The following is a 26,974-nucleotide window of genomic DNA, read 5'->3' as shown; positions in this document are numbered from 1 at the left end:
GCGTTGTTAATTAGGGACAGTCTGCATAATTCACTTTTACGCCTGCCGCACCGTCAGCGGGTAGCACAGGGAAAGCTGCAATGGTCGCCGTATCAAACAGGCAGCTTGCACTGGTGCCACTTAACACGGGTCCAGCCATACCTGGAGAGGTGGTGTAGCCCCATGAATTGACAGAGATGATTGGGCCGTCTCCTGTTGCTGCATCCATCGGCTGAACCCATGGACCACCCGATGAGCCGCCTGAAAGGTCGCACTTAGATAACCACCAGTTAACTGCGCTCTCTGCGGTCATATCTTCAGCGCAATACATGAAATTAGGATCATCGCTGTAGGAGTAACCCAATCCATGCGTATATGCTTCACTGGCAACGGTGCCGGGTTCAGATGCAACAAAGGGTAATGCAAACGATATCGCCATCGGCGTGACGGTTTGGTCTAGTGGATAGGAGCCTGATTCGACGATAACCCCATTGTTATTGCTGCTGTTGCTGAACGCACCGGCATCAGGGACAACGTAAAATGCATAATCCCAGGCAACATTATCGGGGAAGGTACGAGTCGTCCACTCCTGGTCAACAACGCCAAAACTTGGCACCCAGCAGCCATAGAGATCGTTGCTGCAATCAATATCGGTACGTGAGCCAGAGGTTGCGTCCTGATCAGGAATAAAAAGCACATTGCGCGCAAATGCTTTGTTGGCGTCATCAAATAAACAGTGTGCTGCTGTGATAATGACACTTCGGCCCGTCGCGGACTCTGCCGCCACAGTGCCTGAGCACACATAACCGGCCCAGCGGTTCATGCGCTTATTCGTTGGCATCTCAAAATAGATACGCCCGGCAGCTGCTTTAACAATACCGCCATCAGCCCATCCTGCATTAGTAATGACATCGGTTGTACCACCGGTATCACCACCAGTGCCGCCACCGGTGTCACCACCGGATGTATCAACTGTAAAGGCAGAAGGGGCCGTAGTGATGCTATTACCGCCTTTAGGGCCGCTATCTTTTGCGACCACCTGCCAGCTCCAGAGACCGTCACTGAAGCCTTGCAGGTTAGCAGACCAGGTATCATTACCCTGATAGGTCGGTGTGAACGACTGGCTCTGAATGCCGTTGGGATAGTTAATGGTAAACGAGACTGATTTAACGCTGACATTGTCTGTCACTTGCGCTGAGAACAGGACACTGCCACCTACAGTTGCATTCGTAGCGGGGGTCAGGAGGGTCACCACTGGCGCTTCAGTGTCTTCCTGACCAGAGGGTTTTCCCATACTGATTGGGTCAAGGGGTTTGCCATAAGGTTGCAGACGACCATCGGGTAGTCGCAAATAACCGGCACCTTTTTCATCGATCAGCAGGTCACGTGGAATCGCCTGGGCGCGGCGTTCCGGCGTCCAATGTTCGATCACCTGTTTTGCTGCATGTATGGGCGGCGCTGCAATGGATGACATTGGCAGATAGGCCAGTGAAAAAATTGCGACAGGCAACAGGAAGGCGCGCGGTAAACTGTTAGGGATCATGACAAGCATTCCGTTTGTTGTTCAAAGCATATGCAGGTCATTCTAGTTCCTGATCCTGCACTTGGATACCTGAACCCAGCACTCCCGTCGGGATTACTAAGCTGTCGGCTCAAGAGGCCTGTCCATAAATGAATTTGATTAATATTTAATCAAAATAGCTCGACATCAGACTGCGATGCTTCTTTTTCAGAACGGTTCAAAACGGTTATCCGGTTGCGACCAGACGCTTTTGATTTGTAGAGAGCCTCATCCGCCAGCTCAATCATGGTGGTCATGGCGGTGTTTTGCTGAATGGGTGTGCAGCCAATGGAGACTGTAACCTGACCGGATGGGAAGGGGTATTGTTCAACACAGGTTCGGAAACGCTCCAGCGCCTGAAGAATTCCGTCAGCATCTGTCTGGTTGATGACGGCCAGAAACTCTTCTCCACCATAGCGGAACAAAAAATCAGAGTGTCTGAACTCTTTTTTCATCAAATTGGCAAAGTGAATCAGGACCTCGTCACCGTAAAGGTGACCAAAGGTGTCATTGATCCGCTTGAAATGATCTATATCCAGTAACACCAACCAGGACTGTACATCGCCCGCAGGGCGGTTGCGGTAGAAATCAATGACCTGCTCGAGGGTATGATTCAGCGTCTGGCGGTTGTGTAACAATGTCAGAGGGTCGCGTTCTTTGGCATCAAATAGCCTGACCTGATGGTCAAAAATTAAACTCAGCCCACGGATCACTTCGGCATCAAATTCTGAAACATCTCCCTTCACCATCAGCAGCTTTTCGGGGGCTGCATTCTCAGTCAGATAGATCACAATGTAGGGATCTGTATTAAAGGTTGTGAAACTGGTGCCATGACCACACTGAAACGCAACGTTTTTAATCATTGCCTGATTCTTATCCGTGGCGTTGTCATCCAGCGTCATTGGGAAACGTCTGACCAGCAGTTCAGGGTCGGTACTGCGTTTTTCTTTGCGTGCCAGAATTTCGTAAGAATGGACCTCTTCAACACCCTCTAGCATGCTCAGCATATTGATGAGGGTTTTTGTCAGGTCATGATAGGTTTGAGACTTAAGTAGTTCTGCCGATAGGGAAAAAGCGGTGTTAAGGTCTTTATATTTCATGGCATGGACTCGGCTTGAAATCGGGTGATCCGTTTAAAAATCGGTCAAGCTTGGAAATCCATTTCATTTACATACATTTCATTCTACTGGGGTTGTGCGGTGCTGAGTATGATAATTGCCAAACAACTGTATGGTTATCTGTGAGACTCACTATAAAAACGATTGGCCGACTGTGTTCAATAGGCATTTTGTCGATATTGGCTCTTTGCTTGGGTTTCTCGGGCCTCACTCATGCCGGACGTCTGGTTTACGTCACCCCTGATCTGACCATTCCATTCTGGCGTATTCTGGCGCGCGGTATAGAGCTGGAAGCGCAGGCCAATCAGCATGATTTACGGGTGCTGGATTCACATAACAGTGTCAAGCAGGAGCTTGAACATGTGATTTCTGCCTTAAACGGCAAAGTGGATGGTCTGATTATTTCGCCAACCAATTCTTCTGCGGCGGTCACGCTGCTGTCTCTGGCGCAAAAAGCCTCGGTACCGGTGGTGATCGCGGATGTAGGTACAGAATCGGGCGAATATGTGAGTTATATCAAATCCAACAACTATCAGGGGGCCTACAATCTGGGTATCGCCTTGTTGGATAAACTGAAACAACAGCCGGGCAATCCGGGACGGGTGGGTGTGATTGCCATTCCGCAGACCCGAGCAAATGGACGCGAACGGACTGCAGGTTTCATCCGGGCAATTCAGTTGGGTGGTGTCAGGATGGCCGGAATTCGGCAACAGCGTGATTTCACCGCTGCAGAAACCTATCGCTTTACCCGTGAGCTGATCAGTGACAATCCGGACCTTTGCGCAATCTGGCTACAGGGATCGGACAAATATAAGGCGGCTCAGCGAGCAATTGCTGAAAGTGGTCGTCCCGATATCCTGTTACTCAGTTTTGATGCCGAGCCTGAATTTCTGGACATGATCGACAGTGGTGACCTGCTGGCCAGTAGTATGCAGCAACCTTTGCTGCTTGGGCAGGCCGCTGTCCGTGAAATGCATAAATACCTGCGCGGGGAGGCCGTATCGGAGGTGGTCGAGATCCCGGTCCTGACCGTAACAGCTGAAAACCTCAAGACCCTTAGAAGTACCATTGTGCACTATACACTTGGCATAGAGGATTAAGGGGATGCAGAAGCAACCCAAAACTTCGCTGTTGGTCCACCTGGCACTGATTATCGCGATTACCGTTGTGAGCGTGTTTGCGCTTAACGGTATCCTGCAATACTCACTGGCGCGGGAAGCCATTACCAAAGAGATGAATCTGGAGACAGATGATGCTCTGCAGCGTCTTTCGGTGAATGTTGCCCCCTTTGTCTCGGCGTATGCAGTCAATGAATATCAGAGACTGCTCTCCGCTGAGATAGAAAATCGCCTCTATCTGGCCATTCTGGTAGACGATAAAATGATGGCTGAGATGACCAGTCAAACGTCTTTTACCTCTGGCAGAATCAGAAACGCTCTGGGGCATATTGAGGACTTTGATGCGGACAACCCGGCGCATCAACGCCTGTTGAATAAAGCGTTTATAGTGAAAAGCCAAACGCTATTTTCCAACTTTGGCGAACCGATTGGCACCCTAACGATCTTCAACACCGATCGCGCTATCACCGAAAAGCTGGAGAGTGCACTGTACAGCACAATGCTGCTGAGCATTTTGTCCTCGGTGCTGCTGATCTTGTTGCTGCTTGGTATCAGTAAGCGTGTTCTGATTCTGCCGTTAAAACAGATTACCAGCCAGATCAGCGAACAGGATGCAGACGGTATCCCGCTGCGACAACTGCCCGATTTTGTCTACAAGGAAACCTCTCTGCTTAGTCAGACCATCAACCATATGCTGGGGGTGATAGGTGACTCCAGATCTGGCCTGGAGCGGGAAAAGCTGTTGCTTGAAAACGTGTTGCAGGCAACCCGGGTCGGGGTCTGGGAGTGGAATGTGGAAACCGGAGAAACCCGATTTAATGAGCGCTGGGCAGATATCATCGGCTACCGTCTCAAGGATTTGGAGCCGATCAGCATATCAACCTGGGTTAAATATGTTCATCCGGATGATCTGAAGGTTTCAGAGCAGGCGCTGGAGAGACACTTCACTGGTCAGGCGCCCTATTACGAAGTGGAAGTCCGGATGCAGCATAAAGCCGGTCACTGGGTCTGGGTGTTGGACCGGGGTAAGGTCATCAGCTGGACCCGGGAAGGTAAGCCGCTCTGGATGACCGGGACGCATCAGGACATTACCCGTCGTAAACAGGCGTCACAGGAGTTGTCAGACAGTCTGGCGCGCTATCAGCAGCTGTCTGAATCTTCACCGGCAGGGGTCTGGCAGATCAATGCTGAGGGGCAGTTTGTGTATGTCAGTCCGCGCTGGATTGAGATCAGTGGTTACGAACGTAACCAAATAGGTACGCAATGGACAGACGTGGTCCATCCGGATGATCTGGCACTGGTCAGAGATGCGTGGAACTGGGTCCGTCAGCATCATCAGATGCTGCAGACAGAGTTTCGTTTTGCTAAACCGGATGGTCGGGTTGTCTGGGTGCTCTGCCTGGCAAACCCCCAAGTGGATGCTGATGGCAAGGTGATTGGCTGGATAGGGACCATCACGGATATCACGCGCCTGAAAAATACCGCAGAACAGCTGAAGCGGGCCAGTGAACAGGCAGAAGCGGCCAATATCGCAAAAAGTCGTTTTTTAGCGACCATGTCGCACGAAATCAGAACACCCATGAATGGTATCCTGGGCATGGCCCAGTTGCTGCTTGATCAGAAGTTACCGCAGCGGCAACGTGATGACTACACGCGTACGATTCTGCATTCCGGTCAGTCACTGCTGGCGTTGCTCAATGATATTCTGGATCTGTCAAAAGTCGAAGCTGGCAAGATGGAACTGGAAGAGGGGATCGTTAACCCCGCGCAGGTACTCAACGAATGTCAGCGGCTATTTATTGAACCGGCGCACACAAAAGGGCTGCAGCTCTATATCCATCAATGCATCTCATCCAATCTTAATTTTACCGGCGACCCGTATCGACTGAATCAGATGCTGTCGAACCTGATTAATAATGCGATCAAGTTTACTGAGCAGGGTCACATTGCACTGGAATGCACAGAGATCAGCCGGGATGAGACAACTGCGGTGCTGGAATTTTCAGTCACAGATACAGGCATAGGCATCAGCCGGGACAAGCAAAATCAGATATTCAATCCGTTTACGCAGGCCGATAGCAGTACCACACGAGTGTTTGGCGGTACCGGGCTGGGCTTATCGATTGTGGCCAAGCTGGCCGAGATGATGCGTGGCAGTGTGGGTGTCGTCAGTAAGCAAAATGAAGGCTCGCGATTCTGGTTCACTGTGGCGTTGAAATTGCGCAAAACAGGCTCAGGTCCGGCAAAAATTGCCGATCCGCTTGCGCATGAAAATACCCTGACTGGACATGTGCTGATTGCGGAAGATGTGTCCGTTAATCACGAGATTGTCAGTGCCATGCTTGAACATTTTGGCCTTGAGTCAACCTGTGCCACCAATGGACGCGAGGCACTTGAGCGCTATACCTCAGCGCCGGAACGTTATCAGTTGATTCTTATGGATCTGCATATGCCGGATCTGGATGGTAATGAAGCCACCCGGGCCATACGCGCCTGGGAGTCAGATCAGGGCTATCCGCCAATCCCTATCGTTGCCATGACAGCGGATGTGTTTCCTGAAGATAAAGCGGCGTGTTTCGCTGCCGGCATGAATGACTATATTGCAAAACCGATCATGGCCGACAACCTCTATCAGACTTTGTCAAAATGGATTAAAGACCGGGCATCTGAGGAGGTCCCGACACCGTCTGTAGTTGTTTTCCAGAGTTCTGTATCTGAACTGCTTGGCTTGATTGATACCGTGCTTGGGCAGCTTGAAAAAGGTGCGTTTAATGCAATCGACACCTTCGAGCTGCTTGAACAGCGGTTAACAGGTTATTCAGATATCCAGATGTTTAATGAAATCAGTTTGCTGATTGATGCTTTTCGGTTTGAGGAAGCCATACCAAAGCTCTGGGAATTTCGTGAAAAATTGATGATGGAAATGGGTGGCGAATGAACGCGGAGCGTTCAAAAATTCTGATGGTGGATGATAACCCCATCAACCTGCGGATGCTGGGTAGGGCGCTCGCAGATGACTTTGATCTGTTTATTGCTAATTCCGGTGAAAAGGGGCTGCAACTGGCGGCAGAGATCAACCCTGAGCTGATCCTGCTGGATGTGATGATGCCTGAAATCGATGGCTATGAAGTCTGTCGTCGCCTCAAGGCTAATGAGCAGCTGAAACAGATTCCGGTGGTGTTTGTTACGGCACTGGGGGATCTTCAGGAGGAAGCCAAGGGCCTTGAGCTTGGGGCGATGGACTATCTGACCAAACCGGTCAATGTGAATATCGCCCGGCGACGCATTCACAACCTGGTGCAGATGGAACGCCTGCGCAAGAATGTTGCCAGCAGTGAAGCAGAGTTTCGCAGTTTTTTTGAGGACAATACCTCCGTCATGCTGCTGGTGGACCCTGCTCAACATAAAATCATCGCTTCCAATGCCGCCGCGCAGACTTTTTATGGCTATACGGTGACGGGTGAGGCTGAAATCTCACTGGAACAGATCAGTGTTGATTCAACGGCACAGAATGATCTGATAACGGGCTCGGCAACCGCTGATCAGCGTTATCGGCAGACACAGCATCAGCTGGCCAATGGTGAGCTCAGAAACGTCGAGCTATACACAACGCCAGTCCAGATGCGTGGCCAGACGCTGTTGTTTGTGATTGTGCATGACATCACTGAAAAGCTGAAAGCAGAATCCCAGCTGAAACTCTCCGCAAGTGTGTTTGATCATGCCCGTGAAGGCATCATGATCTTTGATGCCAATGGACGCATCATCGATGTGAATGATGCGTTCTGCCAGATTACCGGTTATAGCCGCGCAGAAGCACTGGGAAGAGACAGTCGCCTGTTGCGTTCCGGTGAACATGATCAGGCTTTTTATCAGCAACTCTGGCAGTCGCTGCTGCAGGAGGGACACTGGTCCGGCGAGATCTGGAACCGACGTCGTAATGGTGATCTCTATGCAGAACTGCGTACCATCAGTGCCATCCGCAATGCGGCAGGTGAGGTGGAAAACTACGTTTCCCTGTTCTCGGATATTACTCAGCTTAAAAAACAGCAAAAACAGTTAGAACATATCGCCCATTATGATGCCCTCACCGGGCTGCCCAACCGTATTTTGCTGAATGACCGGCTGCGTCATGCCATGGTTCAGGATGCCAGGCGGGGTGAGCACGTCGCGGTCATTTTCCTCGATCTGGATGGCTTTAAAGAGGTCAACGACACCTACGGGCACAAAGTCGGTGACCTGTTGCTGATGAGTCTGGCCTATCGCATGAAACATGTCCTGCGTGAAGGCGATACCATCGCCCGACTCGGGGGCGATGAGTTTGTTGCGGTGTTGATGGATCTGCCGGAGACAGAGAATTGTATCCCACTGATTCAGCGCCTGCTGAGTGCTGTGTGTGAGACCGTCAGCATTGGTGGCAACTCACTGCAGGTATCAGCCAGTTTAGGGGTAACGTTTTATCCGCAAGCGGATGAGGTGGATGCAGAGCAACTGCTGCGACAGGCCGATCAGGCGATGTATCAGGCCAAGCTTGCCGGTAAAAACCGTTACTGCCTGTTTGATGCCGAGGAAGACCGTCATCTGCGTGGCCGCCACCGTAATATCGAGCGTATTCGGCAGGCACTGCAAGACGAAGAGTTTCAGCTTTTTTACCAGCCTAAGGTCAATATGCGTACCGGTGAAGTCATCGGTTTTGAGAGTTTGTTGCGCTGGATGCACCCGGAAAACGGTCTGATGGCACCGGACAGTTTTTTGCCTGAAATAGAAGACCATGTAACGATGATTGAACTGGGTCACTGGACGCTTAATCAGGCGCTCATGCAGCTTCAGACCTGGCAAGCCATGGGTATTTCGCAACCGGTCAGCGTCAATATCGCGGCCTATCATATTCAGCAGGATGATTTTGTTGAATGCCTGCATACCCTGCTTGCTCAGTACACGGATGTTAATCCGTCACTGTTGGAGCTGGAGGTGCTTGAGACCAGTGCACTGGAAAACATCAGCCATGTGTCGCAGGTTATTAAGGAGTGTCAGGCACTCGGGGTGGTGATTTCACTGGATGATTTTGGTACCGGCTACTCGTCACTGGCCTACCTGAAGCTACTTCCGGCCGAAATCCTAAAAATCGACCGAACCTTTGTCAGGGATATGCTGGATGATCCTGAGGATCTGGCGATTCTGGAGGGTGTCATTGGTCTGGCCCGTGCATTCCGACGCCGGGTGATTGCAGAGGGTGTAGAAACCGCTGAGCAGGGTGAAATCCTGCTTTGGTTAGGTTGTGAACTGGCACAGGGTTACGGCATTGCTCAACCGATGCCCGCTGACAGGGTACCAGACTGGCTGACTGGCTGGCGGCCCAATCCTGCCTGGCAGGGGCTTAAACCAATTCAGCGTGTCAGTATGCCAGCGTTGTTTGCTGTGGTTGAATACCGTGCCTGGGTTGTTCAGGTCAGCCGGTTTCTTGAGAGTCAGCAGGCTGAATTAGGGCTGTCGGCCGATCCTTCAGAAAACTGGGCGGTGCAGAGAGCAGGTGAGGGTGAAACCCCCATTGAATTGCCGGAGGGGTTACAGGCGGCCTGTCGTGTAATTTCACAGAGCGCATCCGAGCTTATTGCTCGCAAAGATGCAGCAGAACAATCGGTCTGCGAAAGTCAGATTGATGCGCTGCTCCAGTCCAGAGAACAACTGTTAAACCATGTGCGAAACTGGGTTGTACATTAATCTACTGTTTACATTGAGCCAGATCAGCTTGTGAATCTCGGTATCTGGCAGGAGTGTTTACTCTAGCCGAGAATTACTAGGTTAAATTTTCAGGTACAGCACGGATTTAGCGCGGGATTGATCCGGATGATCTTGATTTGATTTAGTTTAAATTTAATTATTTTTTTAAGTTTAAAATTTCACTTACCCACCTGTTGAATAAATGCAGCAAAGGCGTCAAATATGTCCTTAACTGTTTATAGCGCTTATAACCGTTTGGATTTCGTCAGCACATAGCAATCCGAAGTTTGATGGGCAGTGGTGAATTATGACGATTGAACACCCTCAGAAAAAAAATAATGCAGAGCAGGGTGCCAGCATAACCAGTGATGACAGACAGTTTCCGTTGTCATCAGCCTCAGGTTTAGATCAACAGGATCACCGCACGACTGTGCAGTTGCTGAATACCATTGCACTTTCAGCACACGATGCAATCATTCTTATCTCGCCAGACAATCAGGTGCTGAGCTGGAATCCTGCCGCCACTGAAATATTCAAATACGCTGCTGAAGAGATATTGGGGCATAGTATTGGTTGCCTCATCCCTGACGATCTGCTGGAAGAACACCAGCAGATGATGCACAAACTGCTGCTGGGTAAGAAGGTCACTTTTGCCCAAACCCGGCGTTTGACTAAAACCGGACGTCACATTGAAGTAGCAATCTCTCTGTCACCCATTCGAGATGCAGCCGGGTCAATCATCAGCGTTTGTGCTGTGCTGCAGGACCTGGGCTCGCGTACCCGTACTGAACTGATCAACAAACATGCGCAGGCCATTTTGCAAAGTTCAGAGGATGCCATTGTCAGCAAAAATATAAATGGTGTTGTGCAAAGCTGGAACCATGCCGCCGAGCGTATGTTTGGTTATACGGCGGAAGAGATGATCGGTCAGTCAATGCTGAAGATCTTCCCGCCAGATCGCGTTCACGAAGAGATCGATATTCTTAACCGGTTAAGAGCCGGACAGACAATTGAACATTTCCGAACCCAGCGCAAGCATAAAAGCGGCCGGTTGCTGGATGTCTCAGTCAGTATCTCGCCGGTACTGGATGAATATGGCCAGGTAATCGGTGCCTCTAAAATCGCCCGCGATGTGAGTAAACTGGTTGAGCAGGACCGAATTCTGCGCCAGTTCGAAGCGATCATTTCTGCTTCCGATGACGCCATTATCAGTAAGTCTCTTCAGGGCATTGTGCAGAGCTGGAATCAGGCGGCGGAGCGGATGTTTGGTTACACGGCGGAAGAGATGATCGGCCAGCCGATGCTAAAGATCTTCCCCGAAGAACGATGGCATGAGGAAGATGAGATCCTGGCAAAGCTGGCAGCGGGTCAGCGCATTGAACACTTTCGTACGCAGCGGCAGCACAAAGATGGTCATTTGGTGGATATATCCGTCACTATTTCGCCGATTTTTGACGAACACGGCATGATTATTGGTGCCTCAAAAATTGCCCGTGATATCTCTCAGTTAGTCACTCAGGAGCGTTTGAGCCGCCAGTTTGAAGTGATTGTTGAGTCCTCGGACGATGCGATTATCAGTAAATCTCTGGATGGCATCATCCTCAGCTGGAACCCGGGTGCTGAGCGTATCTTTGGTTACAAATCCGAAGAGATGGTGGGTCAATCGGTCATCATGCTGTTTCCGGATGACAAGCTGGAAGAGGAGGCTATGTTTTTCAACCAGCTAATTCAGGGTTATAAAGTCAATCATTTCAGGACCATTCGGCTACACAAATCCGGCCGATCCATCCATGTGTCTGTGAGCCTTTCACCTATCTACGAAAACGGTGTAGTGGTCGGGATATCAAAGATTGCGCGTGATATTACCCAGGATGTCTTCAATCAGGAGCAGATCTGGAGGCAGGCATACCTTGATCAACTAACCGGGTTACCCAACCGGCGCAATTTTCTGAAGCTGGTGTCCCAACAGATCAATAGCTGTCGTGTCTCCAAACACCGCTTTGCGCTGTTCTTTATCGATCTGGATAATTTCAAAATTTTCAATGACACATACGGTCACGAATTTGGTGACAAGATTCTCTCTCATGCGGCCGAGGTATTTAAGCGCAGCACCCGGGCCGGGGATGTGGTCGCCCGCCTGGGGGGCGATGAGTTTGTCATCATGTTACCGGGCGTGGTGGATAATTTTTCTCTGAAACGCCTTTCTGAGACGTTACTTCACAACCTGAAAGCATCGGTGACCATTAATGATGTTGAACTGTCTCTTTCAGCCAGTATCGGAATTTCAGTGTTCCCGGATGATGGCAGTGAAGTCAAACAGTTGCTGCAGCATGCTGATCAGGCGATGTACCGGGCAAAACATCAGGGCCGTAATCAGTCGATGTTCTTTTGTGAAATGGCAGCGAATAACCTGACGAATGTTCACGAGTTGTTGACTGAGTTGAGTCTGGCGCTGGAACGTCAGCAGTTTTCTCTGCATTTCCAGCCGATTGTGGATTCCACCACCATGTCGATTCGTAAGGCAGAGGCACTGTTGCGCTGGAATCACCCTGAACTTGGGATGGTGCCACCGGATGTTTTTATCCCGCTGGCTGAAAAGTACGGCCTGATCAAAGGTATCGGGCGTTGGGTAGTGACAGAAGCACTGCGTGTGCTGAAACACTGGACCCGTAAATATGGTGATGACTTCCAGCTCTCGATCAATAAATCACCCCTGCAGTTTCTGGATTACAACGAGAGTATCAGCCATCTGCATAACAGCTTGCGCAGTTTTGATGTGCGTGGACGTAACCTGATCGTCGAAGTGACCGAGAGCTTTCTGCTGGAGCATTCAGAAATTACCGATAAGATTCTGCACGCCTATAACCGCATGGGTGTAGAGATTGCGTTGGATGATTTCGGGACTGGATATTCCTCGCTTGCCTATCTGACCCGTTATTCCTTCAGCTACCTTAAAATTGACCGTATGTTCGTCAATGAGATCAGTACCTCCAAACGTGATTTACAGCTCTGTAAAGGGGTTGCCACTATCGCCCATGAGCTGGGTATGAAGATTGTGTCGGAAGGGGTAGAAAATGAGGATCAGGTATCCGTGTTGAAAACCATCGGATCCGACTATTTTCAGGGTTATCTATTCAGTAAACCTTTGCCGTTAGATGAGTTCGAACGGTTTATGGATCAGTTCAGTGGAAATGCGGCGGCCATGACAAGTTTTGATCCTGTTGTCTGAGGCAACAGGATCAGTCTTTCACAGTCTGTTTAGCTGCTCTCTATTCTGAAACCAATTTTCAGCGTCACCTGAAAATGACCTACCTGCCCATTCACAATATGCCCACGGGTCTCTACGACCTCAAACCAGTCCAGATTTTTGATCGATTTGCTGCATTCGCTGATAGCATTCTGAATCGCATCTTCAATGCTGATTTTGGACGAGCCAACCAGTTCTAATTTTTTATAGGTGTGATGATCAGACATCGTTCTCTCCTGACGGCGGTTGATTGAAGCAGTATAGTTCAGTGCTTTAATGCTATTCTGGCATGCCATTCGATTTCAGCGCGTTATAACCGGATACAAGGAGAGTTTCATGGCGATCGCTTCTCTGCTCACATTACTGGATGATGTTGCCACTGTGCTGGACGACGTGGCCGCGATGACCAAGGTAGCTGCGAAAAAAACCTCGGGTGTGCTGGGTGACGATCTTGCCCTGAATGCACAGCAGGTTTCCGGTGTTAAAGCCGACAGAGAATTACCTGTAGTCTGGGCGGTGGCTAAGGGTTCACTGCTGAATAAAGCGGTATTGGTTCCTGCGGCGTTGCTGATCAGTTATTTTGCTCCCTGGGCGGTGAATATACTGCTGCTGATGGGCGGCCTATTTCTCTGTTACGAAGGTGCTGAAAAAGTAATAGAAAAGCTGTTCCATAACGCACAGCCGTCAGCAGATGCCAAACCCATGCTGGATGAGGCCACCAAGATCAAAGGGGCGATCCGCACAGACTTCATCCTATCTGCCGAAATCATTGTAATCACCCTGGGCGTTGTTGCTTCGATGTCTCTGTCTACGCAGATAGGGGTACTGGTGTTGGTTGCGTTTTTAATTACGCTGGGGGTGTATGGACTGGTGGCCGCCATTGTAAAACTGGATGATCTTGGGCTTTATCTGTATCAGAAAGAGGGCGCCTCTCAGCTTTTACAACTGTTGGGACAAGGTATTCTGCGTTTTGCGCCCATATTGATGAAGCTGTTGGCAATTGTTGGCACGCTGGCAATGTTTCTGGTGGGCGGCGGGATTCTCAGTCACACCGTTCCGCCGGTGCACCACTTTATTGAATGGATTGAAACACTGGTTCATACCTCCGGTCTGCTGCATAGCCTGTTTGTGATGTTACTTGAGGGGCTAAGCGGCCTGCTTGCGGGTTTGGTGCTGGTGGTCCTGTTGGGTTTACTGGTTAAACTCAAACGTCCCTAGATCAGTATGCAGGCTTTGCAGCTATCGCATCATTTTCGACACAGTTTGACGGCCAACCAGTAGCGCCCAGTGTTAATCGGTTCAGATGGGTTAACACTTTTTAGCCCGTTTTCTCGGAACTGTAACGTCCTGCTTACGCTTTCTTCAGTTCTCCGGTCTTTTCTGAAATCTTAATCCAATTAAATCAGGTGTTTATAAGCTTGGTGTGGCTTATGCATTCTGCTTTTTGAGTCCTTGAACTGATCTGTTGGATGAGTCATGGACGGGGCAGAAATGCAGGTTGGCCCAGCTTACAGCGTTGGCCCGTTTTGCTGCATTTTCTTCAAGGAAGCCTGTGATAAACCCTGCTGAGTTTATTACGCGCAATCAAAGCAAAAGGAGGGTAGCGGTATGTCCCTGCTTAATAAAAACAGATGGGGTGCTTGCATTAAGCGGTGCGGCCTGGGCATAGCCGGTGCCGTTCTGGCTTTAATGTGGAGCACATCAATTTACGCCTTTGGACACCTTCAGGAGTATGCCGGAACACCGACCGTGCCGGGTAACATCACTCCGACGGTCTATGAAGGCAACCTGACCTGTAGTGATCTGATGCCAGGTGTTGAAGGTCTGCTTGAGGTTAAACTCAGCCCGGATCAATATCTAGCAAATGACTGGGTGGACATTGTACTGGGGCCAAACAATACCTTTTCGTGGTCAAATTTTAACGGCTCGATACAGGGTATCTTTGTAAAGGGCGGTCCGATTGGGGGTAACCTCTATGACTATGAGGGAACCGGTCTTACTGCTGACGGTAATCTGCATTCCCCCGTCAATCCTAACAACGGTAGAAACAGTGGCTTGAGCCATATCTCATTTTGTTATTTCCCGGGTGATCCTGACATCATGGTGGAAAAAGATTGTCCAAGTGCACCGCAGCTGATTGATGGTGGTGTAGGTGGTGCGACTTATCACTACGATGTAACTGTGACCAATACCGGTGATGGTATTCTGAGTGGTTTTAACGTTAATGAATCTATCGCTGGCTGTAGTATCACCAATGTTCCCGCCAGCCTGGCAGAAGGCGCATCGGCTGTGATCAGTGTTGATTGTACCGTGGCTTCTCCGTTACCTGGCAGTGGCTATAACGAAGTGACAGTCAGTGCGGATACCGAGTTTGCCCATGAACCTTCAGTCAGTGACAATGCAAACGCTACCTGTCCTGATAATGCTCCGCCATCTATAGCGATCACTAAAGAGTGCGGTGATCCGATGATTCGTCTGGTCGAAGTTGCCCATGACGGCGGCACTATCCTGGGTGTTCAGGCCTGTGTCGATATCGTTGTGACCAACACCGGTGTAGATGAAACCCTGACCAATGTATCGCTGACTGATACAGTGGCTCTGGATAGCCCAATGGCGCTGCCAAATCTGGTACCGGGTGCAAACTATCCGTTATCACTCTGCTACTTCCCGGCAGCCCCAACAGGCGATACGCTGATGTGGAATGACGGTGATATTTCCTATTCCGTCTACACCGTATTGGCTGATTTGCTGGCTTCACCTGAAGCACTTTTCAGTAATACAGCAGGTGTCACAGCGTCCGGTGTCTTCTCGGGTACTCCAGTGTTTGATTCAGATGATGCACATTGTTCAATCTGTTACTCAAATAACCCCGATTTGCCATCAGCCTGTCCTCACCCTGATGACAATCCGTTCCTGCTTCCTCCGGAATAAGCAGAACGGCTGAAATAGAAAAGGGCACCTGAAGGTGCCCTTTTTATTAACGGTTTCGCTTATTTATTCGGTCCTTTGCCTTTACCGCCAGAGGTGGTGCCGCTGTCAGTAGAGCCACCATCGGTAGTGCCACTGCTACTCAGTTCAATGCTGACTGAGGCGGTTGCAGACAGACTGCCGTCACTGATGGTGTAGGTAAAGGTGTCACTGGTTTTGAAACGTTTACCCGGGGTGTAGATCAACTGATTACCACTGCGGGACACTGAACCATATCGACCCTGGGTAAAGCTTGCCACGCTCAGCGCATCGCCTTCTGGATCTGAATCGTTGGTTAGAACCGCAATGGTAATGCTGGTTTTACTGCTGATAGTGACCAGATCATCAGTCGCAACCGGTGCAGTATTCGACGCAGCGCTGACACTGATGGAGACGGAACCCGTTGCATAGCCACCCTGGCCGTCAGTGATGCTGTAGTTGAAGATTTCAGTGCCGCTAAAACCTGCGCTTGGTGTGAAGATAATATTACCGCCGCTGATGACCGCTGTGCCATTCACACCGCTGGTCCCGGTGATACTGATGGAGTCACCGTCCAGATCGTAGTCGTTTGCCAATACTGCAATAGTGACACTGCTACCGCTTTCGGTAGAGGCCGCGTCATTCACTGCAACCGGCGCATTGTTGGCGGCGGCAACACTGACGCTGACATTAGCAGATGCACTGCCTCCCTTGCCGTCACTGATGCTGTAACTGAAGGTTTCCACACCACTGAAACCGCTGTTAGGGGTGAAGACAATCTTGCCACTCTGGATGCTGGCAGTGCCGTTAACACCGCTGGTGCCAGTGATGCTTAATGCATCGCCGTCGGCATCGGTATCATTACTCAGAACGGAAATAGTGACGGCTGTATTTGCAGCGGTGGCGGCAGTGTCATTCTGAGCGACGGGGGCTGTGTTGCTTGGCGCGGGTGCATCAGTGACTTCAACAGCCACGGTGATGCTCTGAGCATCATTTGCCACAACACTGATAGTGATACCGTTGTCGGTATCAGTGAAACTCTGACCGACTTCAAGCGCTGCATCATAGAGGTCAAAGCCAGGCAAAACAGTGACAGTTTCAGGCGTCATATCCAGCAGGTAGCTGCTGTTACCATTCCCCTCGATTGCCGAACGGATAATGACCCCATTCGCAATGTTTTCAGGGTATTTATACATGCCGGTTTCAAATTGAGTGGTGTCCCAACCGATTGGCTGACGGTATTCCAGGTAATACCAACGCTGAGCACCCGTCGCATCGGTGCCGCGCGGAATTCGCAGTGCCTTAACCTCGTTAGTATCACTTTCAATAGGTGAAATTTGGTAGGTACCAGAGCTGATTACTGTAGTGATTGCTGGGGAAACACCATAATCCAGCCAGCCCAAGCGGCTTTTGTTGAACGCATTCATATGCCCCATCTGACTGCCCATGATATCCAGGAAGTCACCGTAGATCAGGGATGAACAGCTGGTGGTCTCTGTATCACCGACACAGTCCAGAGCGTGGGCATGGTACAGGCCCAGGTTGTGACCAAACTCATGTGCCACTACGCGGGTATCCAGTGCCGAGCTAATCCAGGTTCTGGACGGGCTGCCACCGATGGTGCCAGCGTTGGTGCTGCACTTGCCGCCAGGGGGCAGCATGAAAATAAAATGATCAAAAGCATTCAGATCTACACCTGATGCTGCGGCCATATCCAGTGCCAGGTCATCATAGTTTGAAGGGCAGCTGGTGCCATAACCATCAACGGGTACAGTAAACCAGCCATACACATCGCCACTCAACCAGGTCTGGTTGTAGGAGTTTTCCCGCACAAAGTTGTCAACATTACCGAACACGTTGGCTGCAACCTGAGCAGAGGTCCAGGGCTTGTCGGCGGGCTGGTCCTGAAAGTTGACCAGAAAAACGGCGACACGTCTCTCGCCAAGCGTGCCGGATAGAACACCTGCAGTGCCTGAAGTCTCACCACCGGTGGCACCCATGACTTTGATTAAGCTGTCCGCTGCAACGGCCAGCATCCCTTCATCGGCTTCCGCTTGAGTCAGCGTGATGGTTTGGCCAGATACCAGATGGTCAGCCAGTTCGACACCTTCCAGCGATACACGTTTGCCTTCGGAGGTATCCAGATAGTTGTGAACACGGTAAGAGCCATCGGCAAAATCTTCAACGATCCGCAGCAGTTTGCCACTTGTTGAAGTGGTTGCATCGGTGTTGGTGGACAAAGTATCAGAATGCTGGAGGGTTGCAGCAGTCAGGGTGGCGCACAGGCCGAGGGAAGCAATCAAAGGAAACCGCATCTTCATGGGAATCTCCGCAACTTAAGCCAAGATCCCCAACGCGCAAACTCAGTCGGAACGCTCTCCTTCGGTAGTTCGGCCATCCTTACTCTAAAGGACCCGTAGCTTTGCGACGCCTGATTACTCAGGGTGTGCCGTTTCGGAAGAGGATCTATCGGGGTGATACTGTTTTCTCACCCTAATTAATTTTTAAATTCTTTATGGTTCTAAACAGTCGGTGTGTGATTGGGTTGGATAGTCCGTGTATCCGCACCTCTCTGAAACCTGTGTTTAACGAAATAGACTGTTAAACGACTGAACAACATGTTTCATGTGTGAACCTGTGCGTATCGTAACATTTACAACTGTACAAGTCTTATACAATTGTGGAATAAAACAAGCGTTTGTTTGAAATAAATCTAAAGAGGGAAATACGGAGAAAAGAAGCTGGAGTTGGTAGGAGCTAAAGATAGGAAGGGAAGTTCAGTAATGATCGTGAGACATGTTTTCCATTTCGTCCCAGAGGACAATAAAGGGGTCATTCGCTGCGTGTTTACGGTGATGGCTACGTCGGCCACTACGGCTGTTAAGCGGACGAAACTGTGCTGAAACCACTTTGCCAGAGGTGTCTTCATCGGAATCAGCAGGGGGGTGTTTTGGTATAAGCTCTTTCATAAATGACCTGACACTTTATGTAGGTTGTCTCTTGTTGTTAGTCGCAAAGACTGCGCCACAATAAAAAAGCTTATTTATTACAATTACTTAATTTTCTTGTTATTTATGTAGAAAAATCATTTTGTAAACTCGACGCAACAGTTTTAGTGTTTCCCGGATGTCACTTTAATCCATACTTGTCGATCAGACGGTAGAGTGTGACACGGGAGATGCCAAGCATCTTGGCGGTTTTTGAAATATTGTTATGGGCGTAGTGCAAAGAGCTTTTAATCGCCACTTCTTCGGCTTTCTGGCGCGCTTCATCCAGCGAGACTACGTCGACTGAGGTGGGTTCCGGGTCAAGCCCCAAGTCGCCCGGCGTAATAAGACGGTTCTCAGTCATGACCAGTGCCCGCCGGATTCGGTTAATCATCTCGCGAATATTGCCGGGCCAGCTGTGGCCATTCATCGCGATTAAAGCCTTACGCGTGAAACCCTGTGCAGAGGCACCGTACTCTTCTGAAAATTTACGGAAGAAGTAATATGCCAGCAGTTCAATGTCTTCAAAACGCTCAGCCAGATTCGGTACCTGAATATTCAAAACGTTCAGGCGGTAATACAGATCTTCACGAAATAATCCCTGTTCAACAGCGTCTTCAAGGTTGACATGACTGGCAGCAATGACGCGGGCATTTATCTGGTGGGTTTCGTTGCTACCTAAGCGCTCGATGGTTGATTCCTCCAGGAAACGCAACAGATACACCTGCAGGTCGAGAGGCAGATCGCCAATCTCATCCAGAAAAATGGTCCCGCCCTGGGCCGCTTCTATCTTGCCGATCTTGCGTTTATAGGCGCCGGTGAAGGCGCCTTTTTCAAAACCAAACAGTTCGGCATGAATCAGGGTGTCGGGCAGGGCACCACAGTTGACGGCTATAAACGGTCCGTCGCACATTTCAGAGCGTTGGTGGATTGCACGGGCGACCATCTCTTTGCCGGTGCCGGTTTCGCCACTGATCAAAACAGGCGCCTCAACGCTGGCGACTTTGCGAATACCGTCAAATACACGCCGGATTGGCTGACTGGCGCCGACCATTTCACTGTATTCGGTGTATTGCTCTACCGCGTCCTGCTCCAGTGAGCGTAGGTAGGCGACACCATAGGCATGGCCCAATACGGTTTTCAGAAATCGGAAGTTGTCCTTGAGGGGCAGGGTAAAGTAATCATAGAAGTTTTCGTAAATCAGACGACGAAAATGGCTGTCCAGCAGATCCCGGTGTTCTATCAGTGCAATCCAGCTACGAGCTGAATCAGCATTAATTACCGAGAGTATCTGTTCATGTTGTTCGGTTGATAAATTGCTCAGGTAGACCATGCCGACAAGGTAGGGGTAGTGATCAATATGCCCTTTGGCTTGTTGCAGACTGGTCACTCTGTCAATTGCCCAATCTGAGAAATCGAAGGTGTCTATATCGTTTTGGTGATACTCGGCAAGGTCCAGATAAATCGCTTTGCGTACCGAGGTATCACCCGGCTGAAGGATTGAAAATTCAGTACTCATGGTAACCGTCCTGACCAAAGTACTGCGGCGGCCTATTCCGTCACAGGCGGGGCTATATTTGTATATTAGTCACTGTCGCTGTTTGCCGACTGAAACATTCGCAAGACAACTGTACAAATGTTGAACAAATTTTAATGAAAACTTTAATAAAATATTTCAAGACATTGTTGCTTAACATTTTTGTTCCGCGAAATTAACAATTTGCATGTAAACTGAGTTTGATAAAGGACCCGACTTCAGTACCGGGAGGTACGATGTACAACAACTATTTTGGGCTCTCGGAAGCGCCATTCTCAATCGCACCGGATCCGCGTTTTCTCTACATGAGCGAACAACACCGGGAAGCGCTGGCGCATCTGATGTATGGAGTTGGCAGCAATGGTGGTTTTATTCTGCTCACCGGCGAAGTAGGCACAGGCAAAACCACTGTCTCTCGTTGCCTGTTAGAGCAGTTGCCTGAATCCACTGAAGTTGCATTGGTCCTTAATCCTAAATACAGCGTTAAAGAGTTGTTATCGGCAATCTGTGATGATCTGGGTATCAGTTACGGACCGGCCAGTGAGATGAAAGAGTATGTGGATGCGCTGAATCAGCATTTACTCGCGAATTATCGTCAAAACCGCCATACCGTGCTGATCATTGATGAAGCACAGAACCTTTCGGTGGATGTACTTGAAACCATCCGCTTACTAACAAATCTGGAAACCAACACCCACAAACTGCTGCAAATCATTCTGATCGGTCAGCCGGAGCTTTTGGAACTTCTCAATAAGCCCGAACTCAGACAGCTCAATCAGCGTATAACGGCCCGGTATCATCTGCGTGCGCTGCGCCAGGAAGAGTTGGCAGGGTATATTTCGCACCGCCTTTCTATTGCCGGTGTTGAATGTCAGCTTTTTCCTCAGGCCACCATTAAGCGTTTATTTCATCTCACCAAAGGCATTCCCCGTCTGGTGAATATTGTCTGTGACCGCGCGCTGCTCGGTACCTATGTGCAACGTGAAAATCAGGTGCATACGCATACTTTAGGAAAGGCAGCAAACGAGGTGTTTGGCGGGGATGCGACCCATGAGGGGCGAAAATCTGCCGGGCTGAGTAAATGGGCAATTGCCAGTGTGTTTATTCTGGCCCTGATTGGTCTTGGATTTACACCACAGGGGAAGGTGCTGATCGATGATCTGCAGGCAGTTGCATTGCCTTTTGTACAGGCACCGGTAGATTCAACGGATTTCAACGCTTCAGCACCGGTCGTTCCCGCAATTTCTGAGCCGGAAAGCGTGGCGCCAGTCGTCGATGAGCCAACGCCAGTGACTCTGTCAAATCCTGCCAGCTGGCAATGGTCCGACAGTGAACAGGCGGCACTGACGCAAATCACGGCATATCAGGACCTGCTCAAACTATGGGGCATTGATTATGATCCCCGCGATAATCCCAGTGTGTGCCGTTTTGCGGATGAGAAGGGGCTGCGCTGTCTCTATTCTATTTCCACCCTTGAGGAACTCTCCAGACTGAACCGTCCTGCGGTGCTCTCTCTGTTCAATGCTCAGGGGCAGAAATATTTTGTCACACTGACTGCACTTAACAATGACACGGCTGAACTGTTGCTGGCCGGCGAAAAACACAAAGTCAGTGTGGATGACCTGGCCTTATGGCTGGAGGGGCAGTTTGCAGTACTCTGGCGTAAACCAACGGATTACAGTGGCATTCTCCAACCCGGCGGTACCGGCCCGATGGTAAGCTGGCTGGACCGGAATCTGGCGACAGTACAAGGGCGCTCTCCTCTCAGCGAACCACCGGTGATCTATGATGACAGTCTGGTCCGCCAGGTCAGACGGTTCCAGTCCAGCCAGGGGTTGGTTCCTGATGGTGTAGTGGGACCGAATACCATTATTCAGATCAATACCCACACGGATTCCAGCCTGCCTCTTTTGCATACGCTGGCTGCAGGGAAATAGCGATGTCGTACATACTGGATGCACTCAAACGTTCAGATCAGGACCGGCAAAAAGGCGGCGTTCCTGATCTCCAGACTCAACCAGAATTTCCAACCCGGCCAGTCAGTTCAGACCGTCGGTACTTGCGGTACTTCGGTGTGTTGCTGGCACTTGTGCTGATTGTGTTGCTGATCGCTTTTTATGGTTTTTCGGACGCTGAGCAACCTGAAGCGAAAACGGTTTCGCCATCGGTGACAGTTAATGTGCCGGAAGCTCAGGCGCCTGTCGAACAGAATAAAACGCCATCCCAACCCAAAACCAATGCTCTGGATGCCCTGAAAGGGATACAGCTGGATACTGCTCCGGTGGCGGATGCTGTTGCCCAAACAAAACAGTCAGTTCAGACACCATCAGCGGCTGAGAATAGGGTTGTAGTCGAGCAGAAAGTACCGACGGATGTGGCAACACCTGCAAAAACAACAGCCTCGAATGTGTTTGCTGTGAACAGTAAGCCCGCACCTACAAGCCCAGCTACAAGCGCGGAAGTTGATTATTACGACGGTATACCGCATCAGCGCCAGCTATCGGCCAGCCTGCAGAATGAACTGCCAGATCTGAATATCAGTGTTCATATTTACGCTGAGCAGCCCGGTTCGCGAATGGTACGCATCAATAATACAACCTACCGACAGGGCGACCGGATTGAGAAGAATCTGGTGCTGGAAACCATCACGCCTGACGGTGTCATTATGTCAATCCGTGATAATCGCTTCTGGCGCAGGACCCGTTAGGTTTCCCCACCTCCTTTATATTAGGAAAAGCTTTCGTTAGACTCGTCTATCCGCGTCTCACAGTATGGGTGTTGTAATCCGGCCCCCTATTAACGGCGTAACAAATAACGTCTTCTAGAATAAGTTGTATATGCCTGTACTTACCGCACAAGGCTCAATCCGCCTGTTTATTCTGCTGCTGCTCAGTGTTCCTACAATGGTATTCGCTCACGGCGTCGCCAGCAGTGATGCAGCCTATCTGCAGAGTGTCGATGGCATTGCCTTCTTACCCTTTGTCTATCTGGGGGCTAAACATATGGTCACCGGCTATGACCATTTGTTATTTCTTGCCGGGGTGGTGTTTTTTCTCTACCGGCTGAGGGATGTAGGCATCTATGTCACGCTGTTTGCTCTGGGACACAGCATTACTCTGCTGACCGGTGTGCTGACTAAAATCAGCCTGAATGCCTATCTTATTGATTGCATCATCGGGCTTTCGGTTGCCTATAAGGCGCTGGATAATCTCGGCGCTTTCCAGCGTTGGTTTGGTTTCACTCCAAATCAAAAAGGCGCGGTGCTGTTTTTCGGGTTGTTTCACGGTTTTGGCCTTGCGACAAAACTGCAGGACTTCCAACTGCCGGAAGAGGGATTACTGGTAAATCTGGTGGCCTTTAATGTCGGTGTTGAAATCGGGCAGTTACTTGCACTTGTCTGGATTGTGCTGCTGATGGATATCTGGCGTAAACGGCCCGTTTTTGTACGTCAGGCGTACGCCGCGAACACTGTGCTGTTATGTGCAGGCTTTTTACTGGCGATGTATCAACTGACCGGTTATCTGACCGCGGTTTAAGGTGATTTTATGCATGATATTTCAGAACTAAACGATCAGTTACCAACCTCACGTCAGCTTGGTGTTACAACCCTGGGCGCAGCTCTGGTGGCGGGTATTATTTTGCTGGTTGCGGTGATGCCGGCTGAGTTTGGCAAAGATCCCTCCGGGCTGGGTGAAAAGCTGGGCCTGCTTACTTTAGGCCAGCCCGCAGCGGCGGCTGAAGTGGTGATCGAGTCTCAGGCGCAACTGGATCAGGTTGAGGTCAGCAGTGCCTGGCGCGAAGATCGCTCACAACTGGTACTGATGCCGGGACAGGGCGCAGAACTTAAAGCAATCATGGAAGTGGGTGACGGCTTTGTGTATCAGTGGCAGGCAGAGGGTGCCGCCGTGGTTCATTTTGACATGCATGGCCAGAAGCCTAACGCTGCGTCTGATGATTTCACCCGTTACTGGATGGAGGATGCCCGCGCAGAGGCACACGGTGTATTCCAGGCCTCTTTTGCGGGTGAACATGGATGGTACTGGGAAAACCGTTCTGCAGAGCCGGTAACCATTACCCTGACATTGAAAGGGTTTTACGACTCTCTCTACATGCCCTGAATGCTATTTGCTGGGCTAACTTAATACGTCACAGCCGCGGTTTTAATCTGGGCCCAGAGTTGCTCACCGAGTTTCAGATCAAGGCTGGATATAGCCCGCTGAGTGACTCTGGCCAGGATTTGAACATCCCCGCATTTCAGCCTCAACATGGCCGTTGAAGCATCTGGAGTGTCGCTGATTTCAACCAGACTTACCCGCAAGCGATTCTGTATCGTGCTGTCTACGTCTTCACTTCGGCTCAGACTGACATCTCGCGCTAAAACTCGCAGACGAACGCTATCACCCAGCGCTTGGTGAGTATCCTTAATCCAGATATCGCCCCCTGCAAACGTGACTTTCATCAGCCCCCACTGGGGATCACGTTGCGCAATACAGCCTGAAATCACAACGCTGGTTTCATCACCAAAAAAAGCGGCCAGGCTGGGCTGGCTTAACACCTCTTCGACAGGGCCTGCAGCCTGTATCTCTCCCTGATCCATCAGTACCAGATAATCCGCTAAGCGGGTTACTTCGTCCATGGCATGGGTGACATAGATCACCGGGATTTTGAAAGCGCTGCGCAGTTGTTCCAGATAGGGTAGGATCTCTTGTTTACGGGGCAGGTCCAGCGAGGCCAGCGGTTCATCCATCAGCAGCAGGCTGGGCTGTGACAGCAGCGCCCGGGCCAGCGCAACACGCTGGCGTTCACCTCCGGAAAGCTGATCAGGTTTACGTTCAAGTAAAGTGCCAAGGGATAACAGGTTCACGACCTGATCCCAGAGTTCGGGCTGGGGTTTGCCTGAGCGTTTGGCGGCGTAACGCAGGTTACCTCCGGCTGTTAAATGAGGTAACAGGCTGGCCTCCTGAAACACATAGCCCAGCTTGCGCTGGTGCACAGGTAGAAAACGCTTGTGGTCTTGCCAAATGGTATCTTGAACAACGATTTCTGCATCTTCAGCCAGATCCAGACCGGCAATACAGCGCAGCAGGGTAGTTTTGCCACAGCCCGACGGGCCAAAAATCACCGTGATACCCTCTGCTGGCAGGGTTAGATCTGCGGATAATGAAAAACCCGATCCGGCCATAGTGCGGCGGTCTAACTGGCAACTGACCCTGATCTGGTTATTCATCGTTTACTGCCCACAAGAGAAGGCACGGCCTTACCGCGCGCCTGCAGCAGGTAGAGTGTCAGCAAAATAACAAACGAGGTTGCCACCATCAGGCCTGCCAGGCTGTGTGCCTGCGCATAATTCAGAGATTCCACATGGTCGTATATCTGCACAGAGACCACGCGGGTTTCATTCGGAATGTTGCCGCCAATCATCAGTACCACACCAAACTCCCCCAGCGTGTGGGCAAAGCCGAGCACGGCGGCGGTTAAAAAACCGGGTCTTGCCAGAGGCAGGGTGACGGTAAAAAACCGATCCACTGGTCCGGCCCTGAGCGTTGCGGCCACTTCCAGCGGGCGTGACCCCATCGCTTCCATCGCGTTCTGAATCGGTTGCACCACAAAGGGCAGGGAATAAAACACCGACGCAACCACAAGTCCCCAGAAAGTAAACGGCAGGGTACCTAGTCCTATCGATTGCGTGAGCTGACCTAGCCAGCCATTTGGCCCCATGGCCAGTAACAGATAAAAGCCGATGACGGTGGGTGGAAGCACCAGCGGCAAACTGACCAGCGCACTGATCGGGGCTTTCAGGCGGGAGCTGGTTTGCGATAACCACCAGGCCAAAGGGGTACCAATAAGCAGTAGAATCAGCGTGACGACTGAAGCCAGCCGTAAGGTCAGCCAGAGCGTAGAGATATCTGCTTCAGACAGAATCATGATGTTCGATTACTCAGGCGTGATATAACCGTATTGTTGAATCACACCGGCGCCATCCGCCGATCTGATAAACGCTAAAAAATCATTTGCAGCCGGGTGTTGAGCCGCCGACTTCAGCAGCACGGCATCCTGACGAATTTCAGGATACATATGCTGCGGCACAACCCACACCGAACCTTCCTTTACCTTGCCATTAAACAGGATCTGCGAGAGTGAGACAAACCCGAACTCCGCATTGCCTGTGCTGACAAACTGATAGGTCTGACTGATATTTTCACCCATTACCCACTTGCGCTGGGTTTGACGCACCAGATTCAACTGATCAAGCACCACAATGGCAGCACTGCCGTAGGGTGCCAGTTTGGGATTGGCCAACGCCAGATGGTTAAACTCAGCGGTTTTAAGTGTAGCTGCGGTCATTTCCAGCCCCGGTGTTGGCGTCCACAGGGCAAGGGTGCCAATAGCGTAGGTGAAACGTGAATCAGGTACGGTCAGCCCTAATGATTCCAGCGTGGCAGGTTTTGTCTGATCGGCGGAAAAAAACAGCTGGAAGGGTGCTCCCTGCTGAATCTGCGCAAATAATTTTCCAGAAGCACCTGCAGAAATATGAACCTGATGCCCGGTTTGCTGTTCAAACAATTCCGCAAGTTGCTTCATGGGGGCAGAAAAATTTGCTGCGACAGCCACATAGACCTGTTCAGCCTGTGAGGCAGAAGCGATCGAAAGCAGCAGCATTGTCAGAATAGGGCGCAGGGACATAGTGAAACAGATCATTTACTCAGAGGATTGGGGCTGTTACAGCGACTATCATCTCATATTAATGATCGATTCCAACCGC

General features: G+C 50.5%; 19 protein-coding genes and 1 riboswitch. Of the genes, 10 read left to right on the top strand and 9 right to left on the bottom strand.

Annotated elements, in window-relative coordinates; translation table 11 throughout:
• Positions 1-10: 10 nt before the first annotated feature.
• Together P2G53_RS01010 and P2G53_RS01005 are read right to left on the bottom strand one after the other, a co-directional pair.
• Entirely contained in the window at positions 11-1,522 is a 1,512-nt protein-coding gene (locus tag P2G53_RS01010; protein WP_275812425.1) for an Ig-like domain-containing protein, read from the bottom strand.
• Positions 1,523-1,671: 149 nt separating this feature from the next.
• Positions 1,672-2,640 (bottom strand): GGDEF domain-containing protein, encoded by a 969-nt coding sequence (locus P2G53_RS01005; protein ID WP_275812422.1) that lies wholly within the window; start codon positions 2,638-2,640, stop codon positions 1,672-1,674.
• 209 nt (positions 2,641-2,849) lie between these two features.
• Here P2G53_RS01005 and P2G53_RS01000 point away from each other — a divergent pair, with 209 nt between their 5' ends.
• From P2G53_RS01000 to P2G53_RS00985, 4 genes are all read left to right on the top strand, one after another.
• Positions 2,850-3,758 (top strand): substrate-binding domain-containing protein, encoded by a 909-nt coding sequence (locus tag P2G53_RS01000; protein WP_275812419.1) that lies wholly within the window; start codon positions 2,850-2,852, stop codon positions 3,756-3,758.
• A gap of 4 nt (positions 3,759-3,762) precedes the next feature.
• Positions 3,763-6,714: a PAS domain-containing hybrid sensor histidine kinase/response regulator gene (locus P2G53_RS00995; protein ID WP_275812416.1), complete on the top strand. Its 2,952-nt coding sequence runs from the start codon at positions 3,763-3,765 to the stop codon at positions 6,712-6,714.
• Positions 6,711-9,494 (top strand): EAL domain-containing protein, encoded by a 2,784-nt coding sequence (locus P2G53_RS00990; protein ID WP_275812412.1) that lies wholly within the window; start codon positions 6,711-6,713, stop codon positions 9,492-9,494. The genes P2G53_RS00995 and P2G53_RS00990 overlap by 4 nt, the downstream gene beginning before the upstream one ends.
• Before the next feature lie 307 nt (positions 9,495-9,801).
• Positions 9,802-12,723 (top strand): bifunctional diguanylate cyclase/phosphodiesterase, encoded by a 2,922-nt coding sequence (locus P2G53_RS00985; RefSeq protein WP_275812409.1) that lies wholly within the window; start codon positions 9,802-9,804, stop codon positions 12,721-12,723.
• 29 nt (positions 12,724-12,752) lie between these two features.
• Here the strand turns inward: P2G53_RS00985 and P2G53_RS00980 are convergent, their stop codons facing one another.
• Complete coding sequence (locus P2G53_RS00980; protein WP_275812406.1) at positions 12,753-12,968, bottom strand: dodecin; 216 nt, start codon at positions 12,966-12,968, stop codon at positions 12,753-12,755.
• 109 nt (positions 12,969-13,077) lie between these two features.
• Here P2G53_RS00980 and P2G53_RS00975 point away from each other — a divergent pair, with 109 nt between their 5' ends.
• Together P2G53_RS00975 and P2G53_RS00970 are read left to right on the top strand one after the other, a co-directional pair.
• Positions 13,078-13,959 (top strand): DUF808 domain-containing protein, encoded by an 882-nt coding sequence (locus P2G53_RS00975; RefSeq protein WP_275812403.1) that lies wholly within the window; start codon positions 13,078-13,080, stop codon positions 13,957-13,959.
• Positions 13,960-14,430: 471 nt separating this feature from the next.
• Positions 14,431-15,672 (top strand): hypothetical protein, encoded by a 1,242-nt coding sequence (locus tag P2G53_RS00970; protein WP_275812400.1) that lies wholly within the window; start codon positions 14,431-14,433, stop codon positions 15,670-15,672.
• Between the two features lie 59 nt (positions 15,673-15,731).
• Here the strand turns inward: P2G53_RS00970 and P2G53_RS00965 are convergent, their stop codons facing one another.
• The 3 genes from P2G53_RS00965 to P2G53_RS00955 all read right to left on the bottom strand — a co-directional run bounded on the left by P2G53_RS00965 (position 15,732) and on the right by P2G53_RS00955 (position 20,193).
• Positions 15,732-18,008 (bottom strand): Ig-like domain-containing protein, encoded by a 2,277-nt coding sequence (locus P2G53_RS00965; protein WP_275812397.1) that lies wholly within the window; start codon positions 18,006-18,008, stop codon positions 15,732-15,734.
• A gap of 60 nt (positions 18,009-18,068) precedes the next feature.
• A riboswitch (cyclic di-GMP riboswitch) is annotated at positions 18,069-18,148 on the bottom strand.
• Between the two features lie 316 nt (positions 18,149-18,464).
• Positions 18,465-18,656, bottom strand: coding sequence for a hypothetical protein (locus P2G53_RS00960; protein ID WP_275812394.1), 192 nt, complete (start codon positions 18,654-18,656; stop codon positions 18,465-18,467).
• A gap of 160 nt (positions 18,657-18,816) precedes the next feature.
• Positions 18,817-20,193 carry a sigma-54 dependent transcriptional regulator gene (locus P2G53_RS00955; RefSeq protein WP_275812391.1) on the bottom strand — a complete coding sequence of 459 codons (1,377 nt, stop codon included), beginning with the start codon at positions 20,191-20,193 and terminating at the stop codon, positions 18,817-18,819.
• Positions 20,194-20,447: 254 nt separating this feature from the next.
• On the opposite strand from P2G53_RS00955, the gene P2G53_RS00950 reads away from it, so the two are divergent.
• From P2G53_RS00950 to P2G53_RS00935, 4 genes are all read left to right on the top strand, one after another.
• Positions 20,448-22,148, top strand: a complete 1,701-nt coding sequence (locus tag P2G53_RS00950; protein ID WP_275812388.1) for an ExeA family protein — start codon at positions 20,448-20,450, stop codon at positions 22,146-22,148.
• A gap of 2 nt (positions 22,149-22,150) precedes the next feature.
• On the top strand, positions 22,151-22,918 hold the full coding sequence (locus P2G53_RS00945) for a general secretion pathway protein GspB (RefSeq protein ID WP_275812386.1): 768 nt from the start codon (positions 22,151-22,153) through the stop codon (positions 22,916-22,918).
• A gap of 130 nt (positions 22,919-23,048) precedes the next feature.
• Complete coding sequence (locus P2G53_RS00940) at positions 23,049-23,747, top strand: HupE/UreJ family protein (protein ID WP_275812383.1); 699 nt, start codon at positions 23,049-23,051, stop codon at positions 23,745-23,747.
• A gap of 9 nt (positions 23,748-23,756) precedes the next feature.
• Positions 23,757-24,329 carry a hypothetical protein gene (locus P2G53_RS00935; RefSeq protein WP_275812380.1) on the top strand — a complete coding sequence of 191 codons (573 nt, stop codon included), beginning with the start codon at positions 23,757-23,759 and terminating at the stop codon, positions 24,327-24,329.
• A gap of 20 nt (positions 24,330-24,349) precedes the next feature.
• On the opposite strand, the gene modC is transcribed toward P2G53_RS00935, so the two are convergent.
• Genes modC through modA form a run of 3 tightly spaced genes read right to left on the bottom strand, consistent with a single transcriptional unit; the run spans position 24,350 to position 26,895 of the window.
• Positions 24,350-25,438: a molybdenum ABC transporter ATP-binding protein gene (gene modC / locus P2G53_RS00930; RefSeq protein ID WP_275812377.1), complete on the bottom strand. Its 1,089-nt coding sequence runs from the start codon at positions 25,436-25,438 to the stop codon at positions 24,350-24,352.
• A complete protein-coding gene (modB, locus tag P2G53_RS00925) occupies positions 25,435-26,136 on the bottom strand; it encodes a molybdate ABC transporter permease subunit (RefSeq protein ID WP_275812374.1) in 702 nt (233 codons plus the stop codon). The genes modC and modB overlap by 4 nt, the downstream gene beginning before the upstream one ends.
• A 9-nt stretch (positions 26,137-26,145) precedes the next feature.
• Complete coding sequence (gene modA / locus P2G53_RS00920) at positions 26,146-26,895, bottom strand: molybdate ABC transporter substrate-binding protein (protein WP_275812371.1); 750 nt, start codon at positions 26,893-26,895, stop codon at positions 26,146-26,148.
• Positions 26,896-26,974: the final 79 nt, after the last annotated feature.

This window comes from Neptuniibacter sp. CAU 1671, assembly GCF_029222905.1.
Taxonomy (GTDB): Bacteria; Pseudomonadota; Gammaproteobacteria; order Pseudomonadales; family Balneatricaceae; genus Neptuniibacter.
Note: the sequence above shows the minus strand (reverse complement) of the source record. Positions and strands in the feature narration are given on the sequence as shown.